General features: G+C 40.2%; 13 protein-coding genes. 8 read left to right on the plus strand and 5 right to left on the minus strand.

The features are described from left to right. From WDA22_02780 to WDA22_02790, 3 genes are all read right to left on the minus strand, one after another. Window positions 1-1,143: a hypothetical protein gene (locus WDA22_02780; GenBank protein MFA5832380.1), complete on the minus strand. Its 1,143-nt coding sequence runs from the start codon at window positions 1,141-1,143 to the stop codon at window positions 1-3. Window positions 1,144-1,286: 143 nt separating this feature from the next. Next, a complete protein-coding gene (gene rseP / locus WDA22_02785; protein ID MFA5832381.1) occupies window positions 1,287-2,648 on the minus strand; it encodes an RIP metalloprotease RseP in 1,362 nt (453 codons plus the stop codon). 20 nt (window positions 2,649-2,668) lie between these two features. Further along, window positions 2,669-3,805, minus strand: a complete 1,137-nt coding sequence (locus tag WDA22_02790; GenBank protein MFA5832382.1) for a 1-deoxy-D-xylulose-5-phosphate reductoisomerase — start codon at window positions 3,803-3,805, stop codon at window positions 2,669-2,671. A gap of 460 nt (window positions 3,806-4,265) precedes the next feature. On the opposite strand from WDA22_02790, the gene WDA22_02795 reads away from it, so the two are divergent. From WDA22_02795 to WDA22_02815, 5 genes are all read left to right on the plus strand, one after another. Next, window positions 4,266-4,799: a hypothetical protein gene (locus tag WDA22_02795; protein ID MFA5832383.1), complete on the plus strand. Its 534-nt coding sequence runs from the start codon at window positions 4,266-4,268 to the stop codon at window positions 4,797-4,799. Window positions 4,800-4,816: 17 nt separating this feature from the next. Next, complete coding sequence (locus WDA22_02800) at window positions 4,817-5,464, plus strand: hypothetical protein (GenBank protein ID MFA5832384.1); 648 nt, start codon at window positions 4,817-4,819, stop codon at window positions 5,462-5,464. Between the two features lie 8 nt (window positions 5,465-5,472). Beyond that, window positions 5,473-6,678: a hypothetical protein gene (locus tag WDA22_02805; protein MFA5832385.1), complete on the plus strand. Its 1,206-nt coding sequence runs from the start codon at window positions 5,473-5,475 to the stop codon at window positions 6,676-6,678. Between the two features lie 90 nt (window positions 6,679-6,768). Further along, entirely contained in the window at window positions 6,769-8,616 is a 1,848-nt protein-coding gene (locus tag WDA22_02810) for a tetratricopeptide repeat protein (protein MFA5832386.1), read from the plus strand. After that, window positions 8,616-8,984: an MmcQ/YjbR family DNA-binding protein gene (locus WDA22_02815; protein MFA5832387.1), complete on the plus strand. Its 369-nt coding sequence runs from the start codon at window positions 8,616-8,618 to the stop codon at window positions 8,982-8,984. Before WDA22_02810 ends, WDA22_02815 begins: the two co-directional genes overlap by 1 nt. A gap of 90 nt (window positions 8,985-9,074) precedes the next feature. On the opposite strand, the gene WDA22_02820 is transcribed toward WDA22_02815, so the two are convergent. Beyond that, on the minus strand, window positions 9,075-11,039 hold the full coding sequence (locus WDA22_02820; GenBank protein ID MFA5832388.1) for a putative porin: 1,965 nt from the start codon (window positions 11,037-11,039) through the stop codon (window positions 9,075-9,077). Further along, window positions 11,039-11,887 carry a 4-(cytidine 5'-diphospho)-2-C-methyl-D-erythritol kinase gene (gene ispE, locus WDA22_02825; GenBank protein MFA5832389.1) on the minus strand — a complete coding sequence of 283 codons (849 nt, stop codon included), beginning with the start codon at window positions 11,885-11,887 and terminating at the stop codon, window positions 11,039-11,041. The genes WDA22_02820 and ispE overlap by 1 nt, the downstream gene beginning before the upstream one ends. A 145-nt stretch (window positions 11,888-12,032) precedes the next feature. Here ispE and WDA22_02830 point away from each other — a divergent pair, with 145 nt between their 5' ends. The 3 genes from WDA22_02830 to WDA22_02840 all read left to right on the plus strand — a co-directional run bounded on the left by WDA22_02830 (window position 12,033) and on the right by WDA22_02840 (window position 14,389). Beyond that, window positions 12,033-12,404 carry a response regulator gene (locus tag WDA22_02830; GenBank protein ID MFA5832390.1) on the plus strand — a complete coding sequence of 124 codons (372 nt, stop codon included), beginning with the start codon at window positions 12,033-12,035 and terminating at the stop codon, window positions 12,402-12,404. Between the two features lie 39 nt (window positions 12,405-12,443). Then, on the plus strand, window positions 12,444-13,817 hold the full coding sequence (locus tag WDA22_02835) for a sigma-54 dependent transcriptional regulator (protein ID MFA5832391.1): 1,374 nt from the start codon (window positions 12,444-12,446) through the stop codon (window positions 13,815-13,817). Between the two features lie 170 nt (window positions 13,818-13,987). Further along, entirely contained in the window at window positions 13,988-14,389 is a 402-nt protein-coding gene (locus tag WDA22_02840) for a HEAT repeat domain-containing protein (protein ID MFA5832392.1), read from the plus strand. Window positions 14,390-14,399 lie beyond the last annotated feature (10 nt).

Raw genomic sequence — 14,399 nt, forward strand, 5'->3', positions numbered from 1 at the left:
TTAGTCTTCAAAACGGACTGAGATGATTTTATCCTTTTTTTCGAGCAACAATTTTTGAAGATCCTGCGCGCTCAGTGCTACGCCATTTAACGTAATGCCGTTAACATTTAATTGAAGATTGAGATCTTGAATGACATTGAACACGTTTTGAAATTCGCTTCCCCCGAACGTTGTTTGTAAAATATTGATCACTACCTGTCCTTGAGGATCGGCAATTGCAAACGATCGTATTGTGCGAATAGGTTCTACATCAAATCCGAATGCCGTAGCAATTCCATCCAAAACGATGACATACATTCTCCCGCGCTCAAGCTGTCTTGGTCCGCGAAGGTATTCTACTCCCGGACGGCTGGCAACGCTTTGAGGATAGGTGAATGAACTGAGATTTCCAGAAAGCCGACGGTCAATCTTAACCTGCAGATACGGATCTGAAGCGGTAATTGCATCCTCCAACGATTGATGTTCCGGACGGAGTTCGTAGACAGAAAGCATAATTGTCCGGGTATCGTATGTCCATTGGAATTGCGGAAACGGTGTAGGATAAATATATCCATTTGTAAACGGCACATCCAGCACAGTTGAAGTAGGATTTGTAATATTTATAGAACGGTCAATTTGAGGTATGGGGGATTCGTTCGTCGGGACTTGACCGTTAATTGAATCCACTTTTACGCGAATTGAAATTTCATACAAACCCGAAGGTACTCGTCCTCCGCTAGATGGATCAATAACCTTATCCTTCAATTTCGATTTCATACTTTCATTGATATCCTGCTCCAGGAAATCAATATCGGAACTAGGATTGTCAGCATCTTTGCTTGTAAATTCCCGATAAGCACCTGACACTAAAAATGGCTTAGTCTTTCCATAAGCGATCCTTACTTTTTGTCTGTCTTCTTCCAGTGTAACATAGGCTTCAAAAATCATTGTGATTTTGACGAGGTTGCTTGGATTGGCATTAATAAATCGTAAAGAAAATGTCGTCGGAGCAATATCTTTTATTTTTTCAGCAAAAGGATCAACAAGAACTGATGCATTAATAATGTCTGCATCTGTGATGATGGGTTCGACGGTAACCGACTGACTAGAACTGATCGAGAATAAACAGATGATCAGTGCAAACGGTGTTAAAATCTTTTTCATTGTTGTTCTCCTATAATGCTTGTTGCAAAATAGATGATTTTCTCAAATTCATTGTGTTAATCATCACTAACTGTATTCTCGATTAATTTAATATTTCCTTATGCAGAATGAAGAGTTGAAAATTCAATAGTCACCTATGACTGCTAACCAAAAATGTCGTTGTATAAGACAAAAACCATGAATGCAAGAAGAATCGCCATTCCGGCCTGTTGAATTCTGATTTGTACTATGTTCGGCAACGGTTTTCGAGCGATTGCCTCATAAATAAGAACAATCAAATGTCCACCATCCAGGGCCGGAAAGGGAAGTATATTCATCACAGCAAGACTGATACTGAGCAGTGCAGTGAAAGCCAGAAAACTGATGATGCCGCTCTCTGCGCTCCGTGTTGCCATTTGCGCAATCTTCACGGGGCCGCCGACCGATTTTGTGAACTCAACTTTTCCGACAATCAATTGCCAGATGGAATGAGCATACAATGTCGTAGCGCTAATCGTTTGTCGTACGCCGCGAGGAAAGGACTCAAACAATCCATATTGTCTGGTCAGGATCGGTCCATTATATCTGCTTCCTACCGAAATGCCGATACGTCCTTCGGACGATGGTGTCACCAAAATTGTTTTCAATTCATTATTTCGTTTTACAATCATTGCTACTTCTTTTTCCGAATTTCCACTGATGATTTTTATGACATGTTCCTGATTGTAGACCGGAGATCCGTTGATGGACACAATAATATCATCGGAGAGTAGTCCTGCTTTGTCTGCCGGCTTGCCAGGCATGACTTCATTAATTAATGCTTCCGTATTGTTAGGAAAAATACCGAAGGTCATTTGGGAAACATCTGGGATATCGTTGCGAGAAATGGAAATAGTTCGACGGCTACCTGCACGTTCAATCTCCATTGAAATATCGTTCCCAAGAAAATCAAAATAGATGGAAGTTTGGATTGCTTCCCAGTATTCCATTGGTTTCTCGTTGATGGAGATGATCTTATCACCGGCTTGCAATCCGACTTTTGCTGCGGGGGAATCGTTAATGACAATGCCGACCTCGTTCGTCTGCATGAACGATTCACCCTGCACATAGTTTATTCCCCAAAAGATTCCAATTGCTAAAAGAATGTTCATGATCACGCCGGCAGAAATAACAATCATTCTCTGCCAGACAGGTTTGGAGCGATATTCCCACGGCTGCGGTTCGGTTTTTTGCATTTCGGTGTCTAAACTTTCGTCGATCATTCCTGCGATCTTCACATATCCACCGATGGGAAATGCTGAGACTCGGTAATCGGTATTGCCGTAAAGATCAAGGTCATCTTTTAATTTGCCAAAAGTGAATTTCGTGATCTTGTTCCAACCGAACACTCTATTACCCATACCGAGTGCAAACACATCTGCTCTCATGCCGCAGGCAATAGCTGCAAGAAAGTGCCCAAGTTCATGGACGAAAACAAGAATGCCAATGGTGATTAAAAAATAAACTATTGTGCTGATCGTTTCCATTACGTTAGGTGCCTTTGTGATTATTGTAAAATGTTTCTCGTTTCCCTATCTGCTTCAACAACTTCTTCAAGCGAAGGGTTCGCCACATTTGAATGTTTTTCCATCGCTGCGCAAATCATCTTTGGTATATCCAGGAATGCTATTTTATTGTTCAAAAATTGAGCAACTGCCACTTCATTTGCAGCGTTCATCACAGCCGGTATTGTTCCACCTTCTTTTAGTGCATCATACGCCAATTGAAGACAGGGGAATTTATCATGATCCGGTTCGAAGAATGTCATTTCGCTCAATGTTGGGAAGTGTATGCGAGGGAATTTTGAGATAGACCGTGACGGATAGGTGAGCGCATATTGAATCGGTAATTTCATATCAGGAATGCCAAGTTGTGCTTTTATGGAACCATCAACAAATTCCACCATTGAATGGATAATAGACTGCGGATGGACGACGACTTCAATTTTTTCAGCCGGCATACCAAAAAGCCAATGAGCTTCAATCACCTCTAAGCCTTTATTCATCAATGTTGCGGAATCGATCGTGATTTTACTTCCCATCGTCCAATTTGGATGTTTTAATGCTTCCTCACGAGTAACACTCCGTAACTCTTCTTTTGATGTAGTTCTAAATGGCCCGCCGGAAGCGGTAAGGATGATTTTATTCACCTTGTTTGGGAGTTCTCCCACGAGGCATTGAAAGATTGCGGAGTGTTCACTGTCAACCGGAAGCAGATCGACTTTATATCGTTCTACCAACGGCATAATAATCTCCCCGGCAACCACTAACGTTTCTTTGTTGGCAAGTGCAATTTTCTTTTTCGCCTCAATTGCCTTAATCGTTGGACGTAAACCGGCAAATCCTACAAGTGCGCTCACAACAATATCCACATCATCGCGTTGAACGATCTCCAGCAGACTTTCTTCTCCGAAAAGAACTTCAACCGAACTCGGAACAATCTTTTTTATTTCCTTGCCAATTTTTTTGTCAATAATAACAACGCCTTTTGGCTTAAATCGCTGAATTTGCTCTAGTAATACGTTGGTATTATTGTTGACGGTAAGATATGACGCTACAAATTCTTTTGGGAAATGCGAAATGACTTCTAATGTTTGTTGGCCAATGGAACCTGTGGAACCTAGGATAGCGATACGTTTTTGCAATCGATAATCTCAAATATAATTTAATGTATTGTAAAATACTTAATGTGCCGCTGGGAAGCAATTGATTCAACGGATAGGATATATGGGATAAAATTCAACGAAAATTCACTTCAAATGAACGACTGACCATAAAAAAAAATCTAAGATAGGCCTCCAATTTGAGTAAGAAAGAGAGTATAAGTAATTGAGAGATGTTTGTTTAATCAAACGTGTTTTTTATCTGTCAAAATTGTGGAAATTATCAACAATTGATCATCAACTTTGCATCTGTTCTCACTAGTCGTTACAGATTATAGAAGTTGAAGATGAATACAGTAACATTGTGTAAAAGTTATTTTGGTGTATTCTAAATCCGTGAAAAAAATATTATGATTTTCTAATACATTTTTTTATTTAAATGTGTTTTGTATCAATAAATTTTTGTTACTTTATAGTAATATTAAAAAAAGAGTAAGATGGTATGGGACTAGGTCAAACAATGTTAACGATCATGGCGTTAATGCTGATGGGAAGAATAATTCTTTCTATCAACACCAGTACGCTTGATGTCGGCTTTACCAAAGATATGGCGGAATATCGCATTACGGGTACATCGCTTGGTACATCTATGCTTGAGCAAGTTTCGGCGCTTGCGTTTGATGAAAAGACAGTCGATACATCTCTTACTGCTTTACAAGCATCAAGTTTAACAAACTCGATATCGCTTGGTAGAGATGGTGGAGAAACATCGGTAAATACATACGATGATATAGACGATTATAATAACTATATAACGATAGACTCGTTGGAACATTCTGCAATCTTTCAAACGAGAGTAACTGTTTCTTACGTTGCTGTTTCAGGGTCCGATATCGTATCAACGACCACAAAAGGTTTTAGTAAACAAGTAGTTGTAAATATAACGAGTGATTATTTGGTTGATTATTCAGTATCACCGGCACGACCTGATACGCTGCGTTTCGAACAAATATTTAGTTATTGGTCATTTCGATAATCTAACGTAGTTAAAGTATGGGCTCGCAAACGATTCTTGATTTAATCGCTTCAACAATGGTATTCGGCAGTTTGCTGATTATCGTATTGCGTATCAATATGGGTGTGGCTGAAAACTTACAAATGTACCAAGGAGATTTACTGGTGCAACAAAATCTTGTTGAAGTTACTAAACTACTTGAATATGATTTTAAAAAGATCGGTTATTGCCAAGACCCCACAAAAATTTCCGATCCTTCTCTAGCAATACGATATGCTGATTCATCCAAAATAATATTTTATACAGATTTTCCGACGGATTTATACCCAAAAGGAGATGGCAATCTTGATTCAATGACATACTATGTAGGTCCAACGAGTGAAGCGAGTGCAACTCCAAATACTAGGGACAGATTATTATATCGAGTGGAAAATAATGCAGATCCGATTGGAGTGAATCTTGGTATTACACAGTTTGAGTTAAAATATTTAGATGCATTCAAAGATACATTACCATCACCAGTTTCCAATTGCAGATTGATTCAATTTATGCAAATTACGATACAGGTTGAAAATTTAGCGGCTTCTGATACTTTAAATGTAAATTTGGCAAACTTCGACAGACCGTACCAGACTGCATATTGGCGTCAGGTTCGTTTAGTCGCAAAAAATTTAAGGAATCGATAAGGTAACGTATGGGAAGAACATCTATTTTTATGGTCATCGGTGTGAGTGCAATGTTCCTGTTGACTGGGAAAAATATGTCCAATGTGGGTATTCAAGCATTGGATAACTCATTAGACTATTACGAAAATACTCAGCGATATGCAATTGCCGTATCAGCAGCAAATTTGGTCTGCTCACAAGTTTGGGCGGATGGATCGTGGACAGCCGGTTATTCATCTGTTGATTATAACGGTGGAATATTTAGCGCTACAGTAACTAATTTAAGCGGTGGGAAAAAAGAAATCGTCTCAACTGCAACGTATGGTGATATATCGCAAACAGTAACAATCATTATGAAGCCGAGTAGTTTTTCAAAATTTGCATATTATGGCGGAACAAGTGCATCAGCCGCTGCCTGGGAAACTGGTGATACAATCGGTGGACCGAGCCACACACAAGGGAAATTGAAAACATTTGGTTCTCCTGTTTTTTTGGGTAAAGCAACATCAAATACAGGACTAACAAAGTCAGGTTCACCGGCGACTCCGCAATTTCTTGGTGGTTTTGAATCAGGCGTAAGTGTTACTATGCCGAGTCTTACGAGTTACAATACTATTATGGATGCGGCAACGAGTGATGGGAGAAGCCAAGTCGGCGGGAGTTTATATCTAAAGTTTAATACCGATGGAACAGTGAGTTGGAAAACTTCTGTCTCTGATCCATATACTACCGTTGCACTTTCTAGTTTTGCGCATAATGGAATAATTGCAATTGATAAAGGAACGCTTTATGTGGAGGGAACGGTTGATGGACGAGTAACATTAGCATCACTCCGTTCCTCCGGAACAGTCGGTGGAACAACAATTATTACCAATAGTATAGTGATGAAAGATAATCCAAAAACGAATCCGGAATCCAACGATATGCTTGGAATTGTGAGTAATGGCGATATTACTATTGCCGATAACGGAGCAACACAATTTGATGTACAAGGAACATTATATAGTTATAAAGGCGGTCTGGCAGTTCAGAATGGAACATCTCGTCCGGCAGGAGTGTTAAGTATTTTTGGCGGAATGATGGTTGAAAAACTTTATGGAACCTCGAATGGCGCATCAGGTTCTGCCCGCAAAGGATACAATTTGAGTCTTCACTTTGATGAACGATTTAGTAATGATTCACCCGATAACTTTCCTTCAACGGGAAAATATGAGATCTTATCATGGTTTGAATGAACTCACATCATGACATACATTCTTTTAAGGCGCACATATTGCGCCTTTTTTATTTTTGGTATTCACTCGATCAAATTCTTATATTCTTACATGACAAAATTGTTTCTCTCCATATTCATCATTGCACTATCTGCCTGTTCACTGTTTTCTCAGCAGGATCAGAGTCAGAACATATTTCGATTGGCGCAGGCTTTTGAACAACAGGCTGATTACGAACGTGCATTGCAAATGTATTCTGATCTCTTTCGATCCGATACGAACAACTATATCTATTTTGAATCAGTACGCCGGATGCAAGTACAGTTAAAACGATACGATTACGCAATACAATTAAGCTTTCGCCGTTTACGGTTGATGCCGTTTGATTTCAATTTACAGGCAAATATCGGCAGTCTTTACTCGGTCGCTGGAAAAGAGCAGCAAGCGGACTCAGTATGGAGTGTAGTAGTGAGTTTTGCCAATAAGAATCAGATGTGTTATCGGGCGGTAGCCAATGAACAAGTGAATCAGCGTTTGTTCGATAAAGCGATTGCAACATATCTTCGCGGCAGAAGGGATATCGGAGATCCGTACATTTTTTCCAATGAACTCGGCTATCTTTATTCGTTTATGATGGACTATGCAAATATGACCCGGGAATATTTGCAAATGCTGCAACAAAACGAACAGCAATTTGATTTTGTTCAATCACGATTTGCATCGGCAGTTGCACGACCAGAAGGTCTAAAAGCAATTACAGTTGTTGTGGAACAGGAAGTGCAAAAAAAAAGGACAATCCCGTTGCTTCGTCTTCAAATGTGGTTATATATGGAAGGAAACCGCTACAACGATGCGTTGACAGTAACTCAAACGCTGGAAGAATTGGTCAACTCCAACGGTCAGGAATTATTTGCATTTGCTGAACGAATCTTTAAAGAGAATGAATTCACTCTTGCTGCAACAGCGTATCAACAAGCAATAAAATCCGGTTCAAAGGCACCGTTTGCGCCATCAGCCCGATTTGGATATGCACGGTGTATTGAGGAATTGAGCCAACGCGGACAGTCATTCACGGAAACCGAACAGAAGAATATTTCATCTCTCGAAACTCAGCCGCATTTTTCCGGTGCTATCAATCTTTTTGCATCACTGGTGAAAGAATACCCCTTTACGAATATTGGTGCAAATTCCCTTTATCGCATCGGCTGGATTCGTTATAAGCATATGTTCGACCTCGATGGTGCGCTGCAGATCTTCGATTCGGTATTGACTATTTCCCCGGCTGGGCCAATGGTGCCGACGGTGCTATCGACAATTGGGGATATTTATATTGCACAAAATAATTTGAATGTTGCTGTGAAAAAATTTCAAACGATGAGTGTTTCGCCATATGCTAATCAAGATCAACGGTCATTTGCCCAATTTCGACTCGCTGAGATTCAGTTTTTTGGGAAGAATTTCGACAGCACACTTGCTATTCTGAAACCTCTTACCGAAAATTTGAAAGCGGATGAATCCAACGATGCATTGATCTTGCAATATTTCGTGACGGAAAATATGTTCCAATTTGTTGAAGCGTTGAAGCAATTCTCCCATGCAGAATTACTTGCCCGTCAGGACAAATTAAGCGAAGCGGTATTGGAGTATACTTCAATCATCAATCTTTATCCAACTGCGCCTTTGGCGGATGATGCGCTTTTGAAGAAAGCTGAATATTCCGTGAAGTTAAAGAAGTTTCCGGATGCTCTTGCGGCATATCAAAAATTGCTTGTAGATTACAAAGAGAGCATAGAGAAAGACAGGACGTATTTTAAAATCGGCGAAGTGTATCAATTCAATCTTTTGGATACACAAAAAGCCATTGCCGCATACGAAGAGATCTTGGTGAAATATCCTTTTTCACTTTTTGTTGAAGAAGCTCGCAAACGAATTCGGCAATTGCGTGGAGATGCAATTTGATCCACCTTGAATCAGTCCGCAATTATTGTTTGCAAAAACAAGGGAAAATCACGGAGGAATTTCCATTCGATGAAGAAACACTTGTCTTCAAAATTTTTGGGAAAATGTTCCTTCTGACCAATCTCAATGAACTACCTCTTTCCATGAATCTTAAATGCGATCCCGAACGGGCAGTGGAATTAAGGGAGCGATACCCAGCCATACAGCCTGGTTATCACATGAATAAAAAATGGTGGAATACTGTCGATGCGGATGGTTCCATACCGGAAAAACTTGTGTATGAACTGATCGATCATTCGTATGACGAAGTAGTAAAGAAGCTGCCGAAGAAGATAAGAGAAAAAATAAAGGCCAAATTAAAAAGCTGAAAGTAAAAAGGCAAAAGTTATAATGTGGACGTCAAAAAAACTGTTCAGATTACTTTTTACTTCCTCCTTTTTACTTTTTATCTTGATTTCCTAATCCACAAACTCCCACGATAGTCCAAAGCGGATATTTCTGTTGTACATCGGATAGACTGGAGCAAGCAGGTATTCGTTTCCCGTCAGATTCTCCCAGATGAAATGGACGTAGGCATCACCAATTTTACCCACCGCAAAAAAATCTATCGAGCCGCTCGGGCCATACGTCAATTCCGATGACGGGATCCACACACCGAATTCGTCATACGGCCTCATGCCGGTTTGTTTGGAATAAAAACTTCCTCTCAATCCGAATTTAATATTCAGATTTCCGTTCGCAAGCAATCCCTGAAAATAGATTGAGCCGTTAGCGGAAATTTCTGGATAAAGTATCATATCAGTAAATTCGCGGCTCAGTATATCCGGGCAGTTTACGTAATTTCCGCCGCCTTCAAGATGAAAGTCACCCCAGATAAAATGTACAGACATTGAAACAGCGTCAAAATCGAATTTCATTGAATTATAATCACGATTTTCTTCATGGTATCGTATTGTATCAAAGAAGACGGTAGAACCCTGTTGCATTCTTTTATACGATATTGAAGAGTAGAATGAAGATGGGATGGAGAATCGAAACCCGGTTTCGAGTATCGAAAAAGTTTCTTTCAGTCTATCTGAATACGTAAATGAATAATCACTGCCTGAAGAAAATATTTTTGTTGGCGGAATTGAGGTTTGATCGTTGATAATATTTTGAGCAATCCCTGCAAATAATTCGAAGGAAGGACTTACTTTGAGCTTGCCCTGTATACCTCCATTGGCGATGAATTGGTCACCGTATTCTTTAACAGTGACGAACGGCGTTACGGTTACTATTGATTGAGGGAGAATTTCAGCTTTTAAACCTGCACTGATAATGTCAGTCGACTGGATTCTTGCGAGATCGGCATAGCCTATGAACCGGATGTTGGAATACTGTGAAAGGATATTCCATTTGAGCCCCCTGCCGATGGAAGCAAAATTCCTTTTTGTAAAAATGCCATTCAACGTTACGCTGCGGTTTTCTTCATCCCGATATTCGCGCAGTCGATCGAACGAATAAAATGATAACGACGTTAATTGTGTTGAATCTTCAAATGGATAAAATGAAGCGGTTAGGTTATAATGACTATTATAATGTTTTTCGAATGATTCTCGATTTTTAACATCGGCGCTCAATCCATCGAAGATGGAAGATGTATTAAAATAATCGACCCCTCCGTTTAGGCCGGTCCATTTTCTGTCATAGGAATACGATAGAGAAATGTTCATCCAAGATGTTGCATTATATCGTACCGTTGAGCGGATAAGCCATGCATCGTCGTTCGAATTGTAAAATCGTGCAAAATAACTTTGGCTCTCCTTGTTCGATCCGAATCCGTAATGCGCTAAAGCAAAAGAAAGATTTATACCGGAAGCGACATTCTGCGCAAACATCGCATCAGTATGTGTATATCCGGATACTCCTTGACTATACCGCAAATGAGTAGAGGCGCGGTTATTGTTGAAATTCTTCGTAACAATATTAATGACACCGCCTGCAGATCGTCCATCGTAAAACATTGCTTCAGATCCGGTGATCAATTCTATTCGTTCAATAGCATCAACCGGAATATTCCACAGATTATAACTGCCGGTATAATGATCGTTGTATGGTATTCCGTCCACCATGACAGCAATATTTTTATCATCAATCCCATTAATGAAAATTTGATTTTGCTGTCCTGCGCTTGCAAGATCCCGTACAAATACGCCGGGTTTTCGTGAGAGAATATCGTATAGTGATCGGTACTCAGTAAATGTAATCTCTTTCTGAGAAATGTGGAGAGAAGTATCGCCGAACGGTTCAATAGAACCGAGTTCAGGAACAGGAATGACCCGTATGATCGAATTTTTTTTTGCCTGCGTCGAATCCGGAGATTGTGCGACAACCATAAAAGAACTTGATATCGTGAAGGATACCAGAAGGAGGATTCTGTTCATTATTTTTGAAAGGAAAAATTAGGTTCAGTCAAATGAACAAAATGTTCTTTGTTGAAGAACTCAACCGCTTTCAACGCGGATATCATATCGTCGAACAATCCGAACATCGAAGAACCGCTGCCGGACATTAAAGAAAGTTTTGCGCCAAGTTCCGTTAATTGCAGTTTTATTTTTTTGATCTTCATATGTTGTTCAAAGACAATTTCTTCAAAATCATTCTCCGATGCCAAAACGGACTGCAACGGAGTAGCTGATAATTGTTCCACTAATCTTGGGCGTGTGGGAAAAGATCCATTCCGTTTCTCTGCTAATCTATTGTATGCCCAGGGAGTTGAGATGTGAATGTTTGGATTCACTAGTACGATCCAGTACGGAAGTGTCAGTTCTACGGGCTGTAAAAGTTCTCCGCGACCTTCAGCATAAGCGGAGGATTTCATGAGAAAAAATGGGACATCGGAGCCGAGTTGAAGTGCTATTTTTTGTAATGCAGACTCATGAATGGTTACGTTCCATAGTAAGGGGAGTAATCTCAATACTGAGGCTCCGTCACTGCTTCCTCCACCCAGTCCCGCGCCAACAGGAATATTCTTTTTAATTTGGATTGAAGCGCCTTTAGCATTACCACATTCATTTTGAAGCAATTCAACCGCTTTCCAGCATAAATTGGTCTTGTCAATTGGTATGGAAGGATTGGTACAGGAAATGGATATGTCATCCGAATTTTCTATATTGATTTCATCAAAGAGATTAATCCGGTGAAAGAGGGTTTCGATATTATGGAAACCATCCGGTCTTTTCCCGACGATATGCAGTCCTAAGTTGATTTTAGCGTATGCTTTTACATCCATTGTGTTCCAAGATACAAGAAGATTGCAGAATGAGCAAGAATTTGTAGTTTGTAATAACTTTCTTGTTGATTTTTTATGGAGGTTTGGCTATTATTTCATCGTTATTGTTTGGTAAAAACAATATCCCACTATTCTAGAGGCATTTATGGCACAGCCGTTTAATATACTTGTTGTTGATGACGAAGATGCACTTCGCAACGTACTAAGCAGTGAATTACAGGGGGAGGGTTATTCTGTTGTTTCTGCTGCGGACGGAGATGAAGCAATTTCTATTCTCGAACAAAAATCTTTTCATCTTGTACTGCTCGATATTAAAATGCCCCGCGTCGACGGATTTGAAGTTTTGAAATTCATCAAAGAGAAACGTCCCGATGCAAAAGTTATTATGCTCACCGGATTTGCCGATTTGAAGAATGCCATTGAATCGAAAAAACTCGGCGCAGAAGATTTTGTCAGCAAACCGTACGATCTCGTCGATCTTCTTACGACGATCGAACGTGTTCTTTCCGCTGAATAATCATTCCTGTTTCTTTTTTTCCCGAAGCGAAGGTCCACAATGGTTCGTAATCATTCCATTCTCGTTGTCGATGATGAACCGTCCGTTTGTTTTCTCCTTAAAGAAGAACTCTCCGAACAGAAAAAATTCGACGTCTTTACCGCGAACGATGGCGTTGCTGCTATGAATGCATTACAGCAGCGTCCAATCGACGTTGTACTCCTCGACGTAAAAATGCCACGCGTTGGCGGAATGGAAGTTCTCAAATTTATCACCGAACATCATCCCACAACTCAAGTAATTATGCTCTCTAATTATGCCGACGTGAAGACGGCGATCGAAGCGACAAAACTTGGAGCATACGATTTTGTTGGGAAACCATACTCACGGGATGAGTTACTTGCTACAGTTAATAGAGCGATTCAACATCGGCGGTTGACGATTGACGTTGAATTGATGAAGTACGAACTTTCCCGAAAGGGCGGAGAAAAAGAAATTATTGCGCGCAGTCCTGCAATGAAATCCATGCTTGCCACGGCAAAAAAAGTAGCCGCAAGCGATTCAATCATTCATATTCATGGTGCCAGCGGAACAGGTAAAGAACTTGTCGCTCAGTTGATCCATACTGAAAGTCTTCGTCACGAACGCCCATTTGTGGTTGTGAATTGTGCATCACTTCCGGACACACTTCTGGAGAGTGAATTATTCGGTCATGAGAAGGGAGCATTCACCAATGCTCACCAATTGAAACAGGGTCTTGTTGAAGTTGCCAACGGCGGATCATTATTCTTGGATGAAGTGGGGGACATCAGTCCTATTGTCCAGCCGAAATTGCTGCGATTTTTAGAGACCGGAGAATTCCGAAGAGTCGGCGGTAATACCTCTATGCAAGTGGATGTGCGAATTATTTCGGCGACAAATAAGGATCTTCAATTGGAAGTGAAAGCGGGAAGATTTCGCGAAGATCTTCTGTATCGATTGAATGTTGTTACTCTGCGGATCCCGCCGTTGAAAGATCGTAAAGAAGATATTCCATTTTTGATAGAATACTTTCTCAAAAAAAATTCTAAGACAAAATCACAAAAGAAAATCAGCTCCGATGCAATGCAGGCGTTGTTGGCATATGATTGGCCTGGAAATATTCGGGAGCTGGAACATGCTATGGAAGGTGCAATGCTCTTGTCCCATGAAGAGACAATTACTTCGAAAGATTTTATGTTGACACAGTCGAATGTTGCGCAAAATGTTTCCCCAATGGATAGTCATGATGCCTCGATTCTGACAATGAATGAAGTTGAAAAAATGCATATTGAATTCATTCTAAAAAGATTCAAATACAACCGAAGTAAAACAGCGCACGCTCTTGGTTTCACGCAACGGGCATTATATAACAAGATTAAACGGTACAAAATATCCACTCAGGATATAGAATAATACTTCAATGCCGTTGATCCAACTCAAGCAATAATTTTTTTCTTTCTCCGTCTATTTTCCTTAACAATCCTCTTAATTTTCGCTCTTCATCAGGTGCGAACGGTGAAACTTTTTCATAAGCCTTACGAATACTTGATGGTCACACATTGAGAACAGGAAGGAAAAAAGTCATGAAAAAAACGATCACAACCACTCTTTTAACATTATCAATTGTATTGTCCGCATTCGCAACAACACCAAAAACATCAAATTATTCAAAAGTTGATTGGCTAAAGGCAGAAAAAAATTACATTGCCGCGCTATCGTCCGAGAATATAGGATTACGCCAAAGTGCAGCAAGCTTTCTAGCAGAATATCGATTAGCAGGAGGCGTTCAACCGCTGATAGAAGTTCTTCGAAATGACAAGGTTGAACAATTGCGAATGGCAGCAGCAATTGCGCTCATGCAATTAGGGAACAAAGCTGGAATTGAAGCCGTCAAAGAATCAGCAATATATGATGGCAGCGAAAAAGTAGCAAAGTTCTGTGAACAATTAATCAATGCAACATCGCAGGAATTAAGTTTGAAGTAACAACGAGAGA

The sequence above is a fragment of the Bacteroidota bacterium genome (genome assembly GCA_041658205.1).
In the GTDB taxonomy this organism is placed as follows: Bacteria; Bacteroidota; Ignavibacteria; order UBA10030; family UBA8401; genus UBA8401.